The 14,380-nt window shown below is 66.4% G+C and carries 15 protein-coding genes; 8 read left to right on the top strand and 7 right to left on the bottom strand.

Annotated features, from left to right (window positions below; genetic code table 11):
* Positions 1-14: 14 nt before the first annotated feature.
* Entirely contained in the window at positions 15-1,325 is a 1,311-nt protein-coding gene (locus E6B08_RS03945) for an MFS transporter (protein ID WP_238349284.1), read from the bottom strand.
* A gap of 219 nt (positions 1,326-1,544) precedes the next feature.
* A complete protein-coding gene (locus E6B08_RS03950) occupies positions 1,545-1,970 on the bottom strand; it encodes a VOC family protein (protein ID WP_136912831.1) in 426 nt (141 codons plus the stop codon).
* A gap of 148 nt (positions 1,971-2,118) precedes the next feature.
* Between E6B08_RS03950 and E6B08_RS03955 the strand changes: the two genes are divergently transcribed.
* Positions 2,119-3,000: a LysR family transcriptional regulator gene (locus E6B08_RS03955; protein WP_136912832.1), complete on the top strand. Its 882-nt coding sequence runs from the start codon at positions 2,119-2,121 to the stop codon at positions 2,998-3,000.
* A 7-nt stretch (positions 3,001-3,007) separates the two neighbouring features.
* Here the strand turns inward: E6B08_RS03955 and E6B08_RS03960 are convergent, their stop codons facing one another.
* Both E6B08_RS03960 and E6B08_RS03965 read right to left on the bottom strand, forming a co-directional pair.
* Complete coding sequence (locus E6B08_RS03960) at positions 3,008-4,087, bottom strand: endonuclease/exonuclease/phosphatase family protein (RefSeq protein WP_136912833.1); 1,080 nt, start codon at positions 4,085-4,087, stop codon at positions 3,008-3,010.
* A gap of 62 nt (positions 4,088-4,149) precedes the next feature.
* Positions 4,150-4,806 (bottom strand): YciC family protein, encoded by a 657-nt coding sequence (locus E6B08_RS03965; RefSeq protein ID WP_136912834.1) that lies wholly within the window; start codon positions 4,804-4,806, stop codon positions 4,150-4,152.
* Positions 4,807-4,961: 155 nt separating this feature from the next.
* On the opposite strand from E6B08_RS03965, the gene E6B08_RS03970 reads away from it, so the two are divergent.
* From E6B08_RS03970 to E6B08_RS03985, 4 genes are all read left to right on the top strand, one after another.
* Positions 4,962-5,738 (top strand): DUF2076 domain-containing protein, encoded by a 777-nt coding sequence (locus E6B08_RS03970; RefSeq protein ID WP_136912835.1) that lies wholly within the window; start codon positions 4,962-4,964, stop codon positions 5,736-5,738.
* Between the two features lie 64 nt (positions 5,739-5,802).
* Complete coding sequence (locus E6B08_RS03975; protein ID WP_133330296.1) at positions 5,803-6,282, top strand: NYN domain-containing protein; 480 nt, start codon at positions 5,803-5,805, stop codon at positions 6,280-6,282.
* A 231-nt stretch (positions 6,283-6,513) separates the two neighbouring features.
* Complete coding sequence (gene yedA, locus E6B08_RS03980) at positions 6,514-7,425, top strand: drug/metabolite exporter YedA (RefSeq protein WP_136912836.1); 912 nt, start codon at positions 6,514-6,516, stop codon at positions 7,423-7,425.
* 55 nt (positions 7,426-7,480) lie between these two features.
* Entirely contained in the window at positions 7,481-8,809 is a 1,329-nt protein-coding gene (locus E6B08_RS03985) for a DEAD/DEAH box helicase (protein WP_136912837.1), read from the top strand.
* Between the two features lie 141 nt (positions 8,810-8,950).
* Here the strand turns inward: E6B08_RS03985 and E6B08_RS03995 are convergent, their stop codons facing one another.
* From E6B08_RS03995 to E6B08_RS04005, 3 genes are all read right to left on the bottom strand, one after another.
* Entirely contained in the window at positions 8,951-10,192 is a 1,242-nt protein-coding gene (locus E6B08_RS03995) for a TIGR03862 family flavoprotein (RefSeq protein WP_136912838.1), read from the bottom strand.
* A 149-nt stretch (positions 10,193-10,341) separates the two neighbouring features.
* Positions 10,342-11,256 (bottom strand): histone deacetylase, encoded by a 915-nt coding sequence (locus E6B08_RS04000; protein WP_136912839.1) that lies wholly within the window; start codon positions 11,254-11,256, stop codon positions 10,342-10,344.
* A gap of 82 nt (positions 11,257-11,338) precedes the next feature.
* Positions 11,339-12,025 (bottom strand): histidine phosphatase family protein, encoded by a 687-nt coding sequence (locus E6B08_RS04005; RefSeq protein WP_136912840.1) that lies wholly within the window; start codon positions 12,023-12,025, stop codon positions 11,339-11,341.
* A 163-nt stretch (positions 12,026-12,188) separates the two neighbouring features.
* On the opposite strand from E6B08_RS04005, the gene E6B08_RS04010 reads away from it, so the two are divergent.
* The 3 genes from E6B08_RS04010 (at position 12,189) to E6B08_RS04020 (ending at position 14,307) form a co-directional block, all read left to right on the top strand.
* Complete coding sequence (locus E6B08_RS04010) at positions 12,189-12,761, top strand: GNAT family N-acetyltransferase (protein WP_136912841.1); 573 nt, start codon at positions 12,189-12,191, stop codon at positions 12,759-12,761.
* An 89-nt stretch (positions 12,762-12,850) separates the two neighbouring features.
* Positions 12,851-13,720, top strand: coding sequence for an acyl-CoA thioesterase II (gene tesB, locus E6B08_RS04015; protein WP_136912842.1), 870 nt, complete (start codon positions 12,851-12,853; stop codon positions 13,718-13,720).
* Positions 13,717-14,307 (top strand): HAD family hydrolase, encoded by a 591-nt coding sequence (locus E6B08_RS04020; protein WP_136912843.1) that lies wholly within the window; start codon positions 13,717-13,719, stop codon positions 14,305-14,307. Before tesB ends, E6B08_RS04020 begins: the two co-directional genes overlap by 4 nt.
* Positions 14,308-14,380: the final 73 nt, after the last annotated feature.

The raw sequence follows: 14,380 nt of genomic DNA on the forward strand, positions 1-14,380 counted from the left end.
CCTCGGTGCGCGCGTCAGCGCTCGAGCTGGTGCCCTGCGGTTTCCTTGAGGAACAGCAGCGACAGCAGGCTCAGTGCCGCGGCACCGGCCAGGAAGTAGCCAGGCATCAGCAGGTTGCCGGTGGCCCCGATCAACGCCGATGACAGGTACGGCGCCAGGCCGCCACCCATGATCGCGCCCAGGTTGATGGCGATCGCCATGCCGGTGTAGCGCACCCGGGTCGGGAACTGTTCGGCATAGGTCGGGTAGCCCACCGACTGGATGATCGGCATCGGCAAAGTCGCCACCAGCAGCGCCAGGGCAGCCATCCAGATCGACGCACCGTTCATCAGCATCATCATCGGCACCACCAGCACGATGTAGCCGGTGAAGCCGATGGCCAAGGTACGCCGGCGCCCGAGGCGATCGGACACGCCACCCCAGAACGGCATCATCGCGGCCACCAGGAAGCTGATGCTGGCGATGGTCCAGTAGACGTGGGTCTTGTCGAACTTCAGGTACGTGGTCAGGTAGATGTTCATGAACACGATGCCGATGAAGTAGCCGACGTTCTGGCCGAAGGCCAAAATCACCACGCGCACCACCTTGCCCAGGTGCTGGCTCATGACCTCGCGCACCGGCGCGGCAGGTGGCTTGTCCTTTTTCAGAAAGGCCTGGTACTCGGGGGTTTCCTCGACGTTGTGGCGCATCTTGCAGGACAGGATCACCAGCGGCACGCAGAGGAAGAACGGCACGCGCCAGCCCCACTCCTGCAGCGCCTCGGGGCTCAGCAGCAGGGTGATCACGCCGCACACGCAGGCGGCGGTACCACCACCGAGCGCCACGCCCACCGGGGTGAAGGCGCCGAAGAAGCCGCGCCGGTGGGCAGGCGAGGATTCGGCGACGAAGGCCGCCGCACCGACCACTTCGGCTCCGGCGAAGAAGCCCTGGGCGAGGCGGATCATGACCAGCAGGATCGGCGCCAGGATGCCGGCCTGCGCCGCTGTCGGCAGGAAGCCGATCAGGGCGGTGGCCAGGCCCATGCCGATCACCGTGGTGAGCAGCACGGCGCGACGGCCAATGCGATCGCCCAGGCGGCCGAGCACGATACCGCCCAGCGGGCGGGTCAGGAATGCGCTGCCGAATACCGCCAGGGAGGCGAGCAGCGCGGCGGCTGGATTGTCACCGGGGAAGAACAGCGGCGCGATGACGGCGGCCATGTAGCCATAGACGCCAAACTCGTAGTACTCGACGGCGGTACCGGTAGCTGCGGCGACGGCTGCCCTTCGGCTGACCGAACGGCTATCGCTGGAGAGGGGGGCTGCAACAGGGGAAGGCGCAGGCACGGAGCCCGGGCCCTCTGGGGCTAGTACGCGAGACATAAATCACCATTCACGGAACCAACGGATTGTTAGTAAGGCGATCAGAGCCGCCTGTTTTTATGTGTTTGCACGTGGCAAACCGGTTGTGATGGGCAGTAAGCAAGGCAGCGCAGTGCACGGCTGCGCGGTGTTTTTTCTTTTAGGTCTACGGCGCCGACTACTGATTCGGCGCCGCGTGGTCGGTCACTTGGCGAACAGCTGGCTCATGTCCTTGAAGGCCTTGAACTCCAGGGCATTGCCGCAGGGGTCGAAGAGGAACATGGTGGCCTGCTCGCCGACCTGGCCCTTGAAGCGCACGTAGGGCTCGATGACGAACTTGGTTTCGCGGGCCTGCAGGCGGTCGGCCAGGGCTTCCCACTCGTCCCAGCTGAGGATGATGCCGAAGTGCGGCACCGGCACGTCGTGGCCGTCCACGGCGTTGGTGTGGGCCGACTCCTGGCTGGCGGTCTTGGGTTGTTCGTGGATGACCAACTGGTGGCCATAGAAATCGAAGTCGACCCAGTGGGTGCTGGAGCGGCCTTCGGCCAGGCCGAACAGGTCACCGTAGAAGGCGCGAGCGGCCGGGAGGTCGTATACAGGGATTGCCAGGTGGAAAGGGGAGAGGCTCATCAGTGGGGCTCCAGTCTTGTCGTTTTGATGAGGCGCTCGGGGCCGGTCGGATTCGGCCAGGTGCCCTACGCCTTGGAGCCATCTTAGGGGTAGCCGACAAACAAAAAAAACAATATATTTTTTTGAAATACACAAAGAAAATTTATCAATGATCCGTGAACTGAAGACCCTGGTCGCCGTGGCACGGGAGGGCACTTTTGCCGCCGCCGCGCAGAAGATCGGCCTCACCCAGGCAGCCGTGAGCGCGCAGATCGCCCGCCTGGAAAGCGAACTTGGCCTTGAGCTGTTCGACCGGACCGGGCGCAGTGCCCACCTCAATTCGGTGGGTTACCAGACCTTGCAACAGGCCCAGGAGCTGATCCGCCTGTACAACAACCTCGGCTCGCCAGCGCCCGAGACCCTGGCGCCGCAACGGGTGAGCCTGGGCGCCATCGCCTCGGTCCAGCGGATGCTCCTGCCCGGTGCCCTGGCGCGCTTCCACCAGCAGTGGCCGAACCTGCGCTCGCGGGTGTTGCCGGGGTTGTCGATGGAGCTGCTCGACCAGGTCGATGCCGGCGAGATCGACCTGGCAGTGATCATCCACCCGGCATTCGCCTTGCAAAGCGACCTTAAGTGGCGGCCACTGGCCAACGAGCCCTACCGCTTGCTGGTGCCGAAAAGGGCCCCGCAGGAGGACTGGCGCGAGCTGCTCGCCAGCCAGCCGTTCATCCGCTACGACCGCGCCTCGTTCGGTGGACGCCAGGTCGACCGCTTTCTGCGCCGGATGCACTTCACCCCCCGCGAGCTGTGCGAACTGGATGAACTGGAGGCCATCGGCAAGCTGGTGGCCAATGGCGTCGGCGTGGCCATCGTGCCCGAGACCGTCGGGCACAAGGCCTGGCCGGCCGGTGTGCGGGCCTTGGACCTGGGCGAGCATACGTTCTATCGCGATATCGGCTTGGTGCATCACTCAAGCCGCAGCCCGAACGAGCCGGTGATGATCCTCGCCGGGCTGCTGGAGGCTCAGGCCGGCAAGGCGGCTGCGGGATGACGCCCGTTCAGGGGCGGGGCGGCAGTAGCAGGTGGGCGAGCACCGGCAGGTGATCGGAGATCTGCAGGGTGTCCTGCTGCAGCACCTTGGCATCCTGGCGCAGCAGCCGAGGGCTGTGCAGCAGGTAGTCCAGCGTGCGGTCCGGGCCGTTGGCTGCCGGGTCATTGGGGAAGTGGGTCAGCCAGGCATCGCGTTCGGCGCCACTGGCTTCGGCATTGCTGGGAATCAGCGGGTACTTGTCCCACAGCAGGTGCAGGTCGCTGTCGGCCGGGTAGGCCCCGCGCAGCGCTGGCGGCAGGCGCCGGTACTGGCCCAGCGGCAGCAGGTTGAAGTCGCCGCCGATCACCCAGGGCGTGCCCTGGCCTTCCAGGCGATCGAGCACCTTGGCCACATGGGCGACCTGGCGGCGTTGCACGTCGCTGCCGGGGCGGTAGGGCGACAGGCGTGTGTTGAGCACCGCCAGGCGTCCGCCACCTGCGATGGGCAGGTAGCTGACCAGCAGCCCCGGTTGCGGTTGCAACAGGCGCTGCAGGGCGTTGCCGGCATCGTTGGGCAAGGCGAGGCGTTCGGCCTTGCCGATCGGGTAGCGGCTGAGGGTGGCCAGGGTGCGGCCGACACTGCCGAGCACATGCCGATCGGGCACCAGCCCGGCCTGCCAGTCGTAAGCCTGGGCGGTGCAGGGATAGAGGTCGGCCAGGCGCTCGCGCAGCAGCGCCAGCTGGTCCTGGTAGTCGGTGGCCTTGGTGTTCTTGTCCAGTTGCTGCAGCAGCACCACGTCGGGCTGCTCCGCGCGGATGACCCGGGCCACTTCATCGAGGTTGAACGCCAGGTCCTCGGGGCTGGGCCGGGTGTCGTCGCCGCGGCCCTGGTCGTACCAGAACACGTAGCGCTTGCCGGCCAGGTACTGCACGTTCCAGGTCATGACCTTGAGCGCCTGCCCGGCCTGCAGCGGCGCCGGATTGCCCTGGCACGCCACCGGCACGGCCTCGCGTTGCGCGGGCTGCCAGCTCAGGTGGTTGGCGAGCAACCACAGCAGGGCCAGCAGGAGGAGGAGGAGCAGCAGGACGTTGCGCAGTAGTCGGGTCATCGGCTCGGCTTGTCGGTGCGGGTGGGGGCCAGCATAACCGAGCCGTTCGTCGGCGGGCCAGCTCAAGCGCCGGCTTCGCCCTCCAGCAGCATGAACAGGCGGTACAACACCACGGTGATGAACAGGCTGAGGAAGCCGTTCAGGCTGTCGAGCAGCAGCTCGACCCCTGGCGCGGGATCGGGAAATGCCGTCATCAGCAGTGCATCGATCAGCCACAGCGGCGCCAGCACCGCCAGCAGGCAGACCAGGATGCGCAGGAAATTGCCGGTGGTCATCGCGGCGCTGGCACGCATCGCCTGCATCACCGGCATGCCGCGCAGCACCAGCAGGTATTCGGCGAACACCAGGTTGATCATGATCCAGATTCCCGGAATGACCAGCAGCGCCAAGCCCGCGATGATCAGCAGGAAGCTGATCACCAGCAACATGACCAGGGGAGCCCAGAGCTGCGCGGCGCGCGCCAGCAGATCGCGGTTGGCGATCTGCTGGTCATTGCTGCGGGTGTCGAGGTAGAGAATCAGCGCGGCGTTGTACAGCGGGTACAGCGCCAGGCCCACCGCCGTGGCAGCGGCCATCCCCGAGCGCTCGCCGAGCTGACTCATCAGCAGCTGGGAGAGCAGGGACTCGAGCACGATCAACGGCAGGCACAGGGTGACGATGTTGCCCAAGTGGGAGCGGAAGAAGTAGAGGGAGTCACGCAAAACGCTAAGCGGATTCATGGGTCGACATCACAGGACAGTCAAAACAGGGGCCTAACTTTAGCCCAGGGCGGTCACTTGCTGAAAAAACTTTCACCGTTCGGATGATTGAATCCACTGCCCGAGCGCCCCATCTTGACACTGTCCGATGTCCCGCTCCCCCATGAGGTAGCCCAATGAACACTGAAGAACAAACCCTGATCGACGGCCTGTTCGGCCGCATCAAGCAAGCCGAGGACCCGAGCCAGCCGCGTGACGCCCAGGCCCAGGCGCGCATCGAGGAGCACCTGCGTCAGCAACCGGCCGCGCCGTACTACATGGCCCAGGCGATTCTCGTGCAGGAAGCGGCGCTCAAGCGCCTGGACGAGCAGAACAAGCAACTCGAGGCCGAGCTGCAGCAGGCCCGTGCCCAGGCCGAGGCCAGCCGTGGCCAGGCCAGCAGCGGCGGTGGTGGCTTCCTGTCCGGCCTGTTCGGCTCGCGCAACCCGGCGCCTGCGCCACAGGCGCAAGCCCAGGCACAGTTCCAACCCCAGGCCCAACCGCAGCGGCCAGTGGCTCCCGGTGGCGGCTGGCGTGAACCCTCCGCCCCTGGCTACGCCGCGCCTCAGACGCAGCAGCCCGGCTTTGGCGCGGCACCGGCCCGTGGCGGCGCCAGCAGCTTCCTCGGCGGGGCCATGCAAACTGCTGCGGGCGTGGCCGGTGGCGTGCTGCTGGCGCAGGGCATCAGCAGCTTGTTCAACCACCACTCGCAGCCCGAGGAAGTGGTCGAGGTGATCAAGGAAGAACCTGCGCCGGCCAGCGATACCGGCGGCTGGCAGGACCAGGGTGGCCAGCAGCAGGTCGCCGACAACGGCGGCTGGGGCGACCAGGGTGGCTATGCCGACAGCGGCTACGACAGCGATTATGGCAACGACGATGGCGGCTTCTTCTCCGACGACGACTCCTACGTCTGACGGCTCTGGCATACTGCGGGCATTTTCAGGGGCGCGGTGCGCCCCTTTCTGCCGAGGGTATGTCGTGAAGAAGATCGCGTTGTTCGCCGATGTGCAGAATCTCTATTACACCGTGCGCCAGGCGCACGGTTGCCATTTCGACTACACCGCGTTGTGGGCCGACGTCAGCCGCGAAGGGCAGATCGTCGAGGCCTTCGCCTATGCCATCGACCGTGGCGACAGCAAGCAGCAACAGTTCCAGCAGATCCTGCGCAACCTGGGCTTCGAGGTGCGGCTCAAGCCGTTCATCCAGCGCAGCGACGGCTCGGCCAAGGGCGACTGGGACGTGGGCATCACGCTGGATGTGATCGATGCGGCCAGCCGGGTCGACCAGGTGGTGCTGGCCTCTGGCGACGGTGATTTCGACCTGTTGCTCGAGCGGGTGATCCAGCGCCATGGCACCGAGGCGGTGGTGTATGGCGTGCCAGGGTTGACGGCGTTGTCGCTGATACGTGCAGCCAGCCGTTATGTGCCGATCGAGGGGCGGTTGTTGTTGCGGCATTGAGTGTGCGCGAGGGCGCACCACGATATTCCGTGGTGCCACCAAAGGCGAGCAACCATGGCCTGGCAGACATAGGCACGTTGCAACAAATGTAGGAGCGGCCTTGTGCCGCGATGCGCCGCGCGGGCGTCGCTCGATCTGACAGGCACAAACTATCTCACGGCATGCGCTTATCTTTACTCGGTCAGCGCACTAAACTGGGGCGCCCGTAAACGGATTTAGAGTGCCCCTGCCATGCCTGCCTCCCGCCGCTTCCCGTTGTTGCTCATCGGCGCTTTTCTCGCCCTGTACCTGATCTGGGGCTCCACCTACCTGTTCATCCGCATTGGCGTGGAGTCCTGGCCGCCGATGCTGATGGCCGGTGTGCGCTTCATGGTCGCCGGCGCTCTGCTCTACGGCTTCTTGCGCTGGCGCGGCGTGCCGGCACCCACATGGCCGCAATGGCGGGCGGCAGGGGCGATCGGCTTTCTGCTGCTCAGCTGTGGCAACGGCGGCGTGACCGTGGCCGAGCATGCCGGGGTCGCCTCGGGCGTGGCGGCGCTGGCCGTTGCCACCGTACCGCTGTTCACCCTGTTGTTCGGCTTGCTGTTCGGCCAGCGCAACTCGCGTTTGGAATGGGCCGGGATCGCCCTCGGCCTGGTCGGCATCGGCCTGCTCAACCTGGGCTCGAACCTGCAGGCCAGCCCCATCGGCGCGGCGCTGATCCTGTTCGCCGCAGCGTCCTGGGCCTTTGGCTCGGTCTGGAGCAAATCGTTGCCGCTGCCCGCAGGCCCCATGGCCAGTGCCGCCGAGATGCTCGTCGGCGGTGCGGTGCTGTTGCTGGGCAGCGCCGTGTCGGGCGAGCGCATGACCCAAATGCCCAGCGCCGCCGGTTGGGGCGCACTGGCCTACCTGGTGCTGTTCGGCTCGATCCTGGCGTTCAGCGCCTACATGTACCTGCTCAAGCACGTGCGCCCGGCCGCCGCCACCAGCTACGCCTATGTCAATCCGGCGGTCGCGGTGCTGCTGGGGATCGCCTTCGCGGGCGAGCGCATCGGCGCCGAGGAGTGCCTGGCCATGGCGGTGATCATCAGCGCGGTGGTGCTGATCGGCCTGCCGCAGTGGCGCCGGCCGGCGCGGCCGCTGGAAGGGGAAATCTGCAAGTAGGGCAGGGCATTGCGGTAAACTTGCCGCCTTCGCTGAACCCCCTGACGGTATTGCCATGAATTTCGCCAAACTCGGCCTGATCGAACCCCTGCTGCGTACCTTGCAGCATTTGGGCTACAACTCTCCGACCCCGGTCCAGGCCCAGGCCATCCCAGCCGTGCTGGCCGGCCGCGACCTGATGGCCGCAGCCCAGACCGGCACCGGCAAGACCGCCGGCTTCGCCCTGCCGGTCCTGCAACGCCTGGCCCTGGAAGGCGAGAAGGTCGCCAGCAACTCGATCCGCGCCCTGGTGCTGGTGCCGACCCGCGAGCTGGCCGAGCAGGTCCATGCCAATGTCCGCGAGTACGCCGAAAACCTGCCGCTGAGCACCTACGCGGTGTACGGCGGCGTCAGCATCAATCCGCAGATGATGCGGCTGCGCCGCGGCGTCGACCTGCTGGTGGCGACTCCCGGCCGGCTGCTCGACCTGTTCCGGCAGAACGCGATCAAGTTCAACCAGGTGCAGACCCTGGTGCTCGACGAAGCCGACCGCATGCTCGACCTGGGCTTCGCCGAGGAGTTGCAGGCGGTGTACGCCGCCTTGCCGCGCAAGCGCCAGACGTTGCTGTTCTCGGCGACCTTCTCCGAGCAGATCCGCATGCTCGCCGGGCTGGCGCTGAACGACCCCCTGAGCGTCGAGGTCAGCCCGCGCAATGCTGCCGCCACCACGGTCAAGCAGTGGCTGGTGACGGTGGACAAGAAGCGCAAGGCCGACCTGTTCTGCCACCTGCTGCGCAAGCAGCGCTGGAAGCAGGTGCTGGTGTTCGCCAAGACCCGCAATGGCGTCGACCAGTTGGTCGAACGCCTGCTGGGCGAGGGCGTCAATGCCGACGGCATCCATGGGGATCGTCCCCAGGCCACGCGTCAGCGCGCCCTGGACAGCTTCAAGGCGCGTGAGGTGCAGGTGCTGGTGGCCACTGACGTAGCCGCCCGAGGCCTGGACATCGACGACTTGCCGCTGGTGGTCAACCTCGACCTGCCGATCGTCGCCGAGGACTATGTGCACCGCATTGGCCGTACTGGCCGGGCGGGCAACAAGGGGGAGGCGATCTCGCTGGTGTGTGCCGATGAAGTGCAGTTGCTGGCATCGATCGAAACCCTCATTCGCCAGACCCTGCCGCGTCATGACGAGCCGGATTTCATTCCCGACCACCGGGTGCCGATGACCGATGCCAGTGGCCAGGTGATCAAGAAGCCGAAAAAGCCCAAGAAGCCCAAGGAGAACAGCGCCAAGCGTGGCCTGGGGCGGTGGATGGACAGTGAAGAGAACGCCGCCCCTGCGCAGGTGAAGGCCGTGCGCAAGGTGCCGAGCTTCAACGGCGGGCCGCGCAAGCGTAAGCCATGACCCGAAACTGACGCAGCCTCCTGTAGGAGCGGGTTTACCCGCGAACCAGACACCGCGGTGCATGGCACCGGCTACGCCGGTGTTCGCGGGCAAGCCCGCTCCTACAGGGAATAGCGCTGGTTGTTAGAAATTGAGCATGTGTCAGCGTGTGGATTTCACCCAGCCTGCCGCCGCTCTCCCCGCCCGCAATCCACTGGCAAAGCACGCGGTCAACAGATACCCACCCGTCGGCGCTTCCCAGTCGAGCATCTCGCCAGCACAGAACACGCCCGGCAGCGCCTTCACCATCAACCCCGCATCCAGCCCCTCGAAGCGCACGCCGCCGGCACTGCTGATCGCCTCGTCCAGCGGCCGGGTACGTACCAACGTGATCGGCAGCGCCTTGATCGCCCGCGCCAGCGCCTGCGGATCGGCGAACGTGGCCGCATCGGTCAGCTCACGCAGCATGCCCGCCTTGACCCCGTCGATACCTAACTGCCCTTGCAGGTGCTTGGCCATCGAGCGTGATCCACGTGGCCTGGCCAGCGCCTTGGCAATGTTGTCCACAGGCTTGTCCGGCAAAAGATCGAGCAGCAGCGTGGCCTGCCCGTCACGGGCGATGGCCTCGCGCAGTGGCGCCGACCAGGCATACACCAGGCTGCCTTCCACCCCTTGCGCGGTGAGAATGAACTCGCCTTTGCGCGACGCCATGCCGGGCATGCCCAGGGCGATGTTCTTCAGCGGTGAGCCAGCGAACTTGTCGCGCAGCACCGCGCTCCAGCCCTCGACCTCGAACCCACAGTTGCTCGGCTGCAATGGCGAGATATCCACAGCCCGCTCGGCCAGCAGTGGCTGCCAGGCCCCATCGGAGCCCAGCCGTGCCCAACTGCCGCCGCCCAGGGCGAGCACCACGGCGTCGGCCTGCAGCTGCAATTCACCCTGTGGATAAGCGATTCGCAAGCTGCCATCGGCATTCCAGCCCAGCCAGCGGTGGCGGGTGTGGATAACCACGCCGCTGTCGCGCAGGCGCTTGAGCCAGGCGCGCAGCAGCGGCGCGGCTTTCATGTCGGTGGGAAAGACCCGGCCCGAGGTGCCCACGAAGGTGTCGATGCCCAGGCCATGGATCCATTGCCGTAGGGCATCGGCGTCGAAGTCGCGCAGCAGGGCGTCGATCTGGTCCTGGCGCTCTGCGTAGCGTGCCTTGAACTGTGGATAAGCTTCCGAATGGGTGATGTTCATGCCGCCCACGCCGGCCAGCAGGAACTTGCGCCCTACCGATGGCATGGCGTCGAACACCTGTACCGCCAGGCCCGCCTGGGCCATTGCTTCGGCAGCCATGAGGCCGGCCGGGCCGCCGCCGATGACGACGGCGAGGGGAGGGGATGCGCGGTGAATATCGGACATGGCGGGCAGCAGGCTGTGGAAAAGAGCGCACATTCTAGCCTGCCGCGGCCATCGGAAGCACTGGTCAAAAAATGATCATGTCTACGCAGGCCACGCCGGCCGAGGGCTGCAGGGCCTTTCACAGAGGTTATCCACAAGCGGTTCCACAGTCATTGTGAACAACCGACGACCCGCGCCGCGCTGTGGTGCAGGATACCGTGGCGCCGGGCCAACGCCTGGCGATCCTTGCTGTAGCCACCGCCGATCACGCCGACCACGGGAATGTCGCGGCCCAGGCAGTGGCGCAGCACCTGTTCGTCACGTGCGGCCAGGCCTTCGTCGGTCAGTTGCAGGTAGCCCAGGGCATCGTCCTTGTGCACGTCGACGCCGGCGTCGTACAGCACCAGGTCGGGGCGGTACAGCGGCAGCAGGTAGTTCAGCGCATCGTCCACCACCTTCAGGTAGGCAGCGTCGCCCATGCCTCGCGGCAACGGGATGTCCCAGTCGCTGTGAGCCTTGCGTGCCGGGAAGTTCTGCTCGCAGTGCAGCGACACGGTGATCGCCTCCGGCGTGTCGTGAAGGATGCGCGCCGTGCCGTCGCCCTGGTGCACGTCGCAATCGAAGATCAGTACCCGGTGCACGCGCCCGGCTTCGAGCAAATAGCGGCTGATGACCGCCAGGTCGTTGAAGATGCAGAACCCGGCCGGGTGATCGTAGTGGGCGTGGTGGGTGCCGCCGGCCAGGTGGCAGGCGATGCCATGCTGCAGGGCCATCTCGGCGGTCAGCAGCGAGCCACCCACCGCACGCACGGTTCGCCGGGCCAGGGCCTCGCTCCAGGGCAGGCCGAGGCGGCGCTGGTCCTCGCGGGACAGCTCGCCGTTCATGTAGCGCTCGATGTAGTCGCGGTCATGGGCCAGGGCGAGGATGTCGTTGGGGCAGATTTCCGGGCGCAACAAGTCTTGGTCGTTGACCAGCCCACTGTCGACCAGGTGGTCGCGCAGCAAGCGGAACTTGTCCATGGGGAAGCGGTGCTCGGCGGGGAATTCCGGGCTGTAGTCGTCGTGGTAGATCAGCGGCAACGGCATGGGGCATTCGCAATGGGGGCCAGCGCTGATCTTGCCATGGATGGCAGGGGTCGCGCCCGCCCTGTAGACGATGGCTGCGATGCTATCTCCCGGCGCTGGCCAGCACCCGCCGCCAATCCGGCTCGTTCAGCCGGCCCAGGATGCGCGTCTTGCCGTTGGCATCGACCGAGACGAACAACGCACTGGCATACCCGCTCTCGCGTTCGCCCCCAGCCACCCCTTGCTCGCGCTGGAAGTGGTCGATGCAACCGTTGTGGGTCACCAGCACCAGGTTGTGCCCGGCCCGTTTGCGCGCCAGCGCCTCGCTGGCGAACGTGCGGTCGCAGCTTTCCAGCCAGTCTTCACTTTCCACGGCCTGGCCGAGGATGAAGTGCGCGGTTTGCCGGGTGCGCAGTTTCGGGCTGCTGAGCAGGTCGGCGCTTGCCAGTCCCAGCGTGTGGAGGCCCTCGCCGACGCGCATGGCCGCTTCGCTGCCGGCCACGGTGATGCCGGTGCCGTCGTCCAGGCACGGGCCGGGGGCGCTGTCGCAGCGCTCGGCGTGGCGGATCATCACGATCACCGCGCCCTCGGCCCAATCCTGGAGCAGGCCGCTGTCACTCAACTGCCGTTCGTTGCCAAGGTCCACGATGTGCGTCCTCGTCGCCAGCCAGGTGGTCAATGCCGCCACGACCATGCACAGGCCGAGGGCGGCGCCGAGGGCCTTGCGCGACAGCCGTCGCTTGCGTCGCAGGTGGATGGCCGAGTGTCCCAGGGTGGTGCTAGGCAGCATGCGTGGCTCCGATGGCAAGCGTTGGATGGCAGGCATTGTGCGAAGCGTGCTGTCGGGGCCTGGTGAAGACGCCGTGAAAATTGCATTGGCACTGCAGTGTTGGGTGAAAATGCGCCGTACGCCTACGCTGTAGGCTGACACACCGCAAAACCGGAGCCCCTCAATGAGCCCCATCCGCGAACTGCACAGCGCCCGCCTGTTGCTGCGCCAATGGCAGGATGACGACCTGCGCGAGTTTGCCGCGATGTGCGCCGATCCGCAGGTGATGCGTTACTTCCCCGCGCCCCTGACGCGCCTGGAAGCGGCGGCGCTGATCGGCCGTATCCGTGGCCATTTCAACGAATACGGATTCGGCCTGTGGGCCCTGGAGCGCACCGACAGCGGCGCCTTCATCGGCATGACCGGGCTGCTCAACGTCGACTTCGACGCGCCCTTCGCCCCGGCGGTGGAAATCAGCTGGCGCCTGGCCCGGCGGCACTGGGGCCTGGGCTTCGCCAGCGAGGCGGCGTGGACTTGCCTGCGGTGTGCTTTCGCCCAATTGCGCCTGGAAGAGGTGGTGTCGTTCACGACCGAGAGCAATCTGCCATCGCAGAAGGTCATGCAGGCCATCGGCATGGTCCAGGACCTCGAAGGCAGCTTCGAACACCCGCGCCTGCCCAGTGGCCACCCGTTGCGCCGTCACGTGCTCTACCGCATGGACCGCCCGCACTGGGAGCAGACCCTGCGCTCTGAATGACCCTCCATGCGTGGCGCCGATGACAAACCCTGTATCATTCGAACCTGTGACCGCAGTAGAGCTGTGATGCCTAGCTAGGAGAATTTCCAATGAGTCATGTGCTGGACGACTTGGTCGACCTGTTGAGCCTGGAGTCGATCGAGGAGAACCTGTTCCGTGGGCGCAGCCAGGACCTGGGCTTCCGCCAACTGTATGGTGGCCAGGTGCTGGGCCAGTCGTTGTCGGCGGCCAGCCAGACGGTGGAGGATTCGCGCCATGTGCATTCGCTGCACGGCTACTTCCTGCGCCCGGGCGATGCCACCCTGCCGGTGGTGTACTCGGTGGACCGCGTGCGTGATGGTGGCAGCTTCAGCACCCGTCGGGTGACCGCGATCCAGAAAGGCCAGACCATTTTCACCCTCAGCGCGTCGTTCCAGTACGACGAAGAGGGTTTCGAGCACCAGACGCAGATGCCCGACGTGGTCGGCCCGGAAAACCTGCCGACCGAGGTCGAGCTGGCCCAGCCCATGGCCCACCTGCTGCCCGAGCGGATCCGCGACAAGGTGCTGTGCGCCAAGCCGATCGAGATCCGCCCGGTGACCGAGCGCGACCCGTACAACCCCAAACCGGGCGACCCGGTGAAGTACGCCTGGTTCCGCGCCGATGGCGTGCTCCCGGACGTGCCGGCGCTGCACAAGTACCTGCTGGCGTACGCCTCGGACTTCGGTCTGCTGACCACCTCGCTGTTGCCCCACGGCAAGTCGGTGTGGCACCGCGACATGCAGATCGCCAGCCTCGACCATGCGCTGTGGTTCCACGGCAACCTGCGTGCCGACGACTGGCTGCTGTACGCCACCGACAGCCCCTGGGCCGGCAACGCCCGTGGCTTCTGCCGCGGCAGCATCTTCAACCGCGCCGGCAAACTGGTGGCGTCGTCGACCCAGGAAGGCCTGATCCGACACCGCAAGGACTGGGCATGAGCCTCGGCGAGATCCGCAATTGGGTGTTCGACATGGACGGCACCCTGACCGTGGCGGTGCACGACTTCGCCGCCATTCGCGTGGCGTTGGGCATTCCGCCCGAGGACGACATCCTCACCCACCTGGCGGCTTTGCCGGCCGAACTGGCAGCCGCCAAGCATGCCTGGCTGCTGGAGCACGAGCGCGACCTGGCGGTGGCTTCGACCGCTGCCGAGGGTGCGGTGGCGCTGGTGCGTGAGCTGGCCGGGCGCGGTTGCCGGCTGGGCATCCTCACCCGCAATGCACGGGAGCTGGCGCATGTCACGTTGGAGGCCATCGGCCTGGCGGATTGCTTCCCGGTCGAGCACATTCTCGGGCGTGACGAAGCGGCGCCCAAGCCGAGCCCGGATGGCTTGCTGAAGATCGCCGACGCCTGGGGCGTGCCGACCAGCGAGATGGTGATGGTGGGCGACTATCGATTCGATCTGGATTGCGGGCGGGCGGCGGGGACGCGCACGGTGCTGGTCAACCTGCCGGACAATCCCTGGCCGCAGCTGGCGGACTGGCATGCGGCGGATTGTCGGGCGTTGCAGGGGATGCTGGGCTGAGATTCGGCGTGTCAGTGCTGGCCCTTTCGCGCCGAACCGCCGCGAAAGGGCCGCCACTGACTATGCTGAACCC

Origin of the sequence: Pseudomonas putida (assembly GCF_005080685.1) — a bacterium.
Classification (GTDB): domain Bacteria; phylum Pseudomonadota; class Gammaproteobacteria; order Pseudomonadales; family Pseudomonadaceae; genus Aquipseudomonas; species Aquipseudomonas putida_V.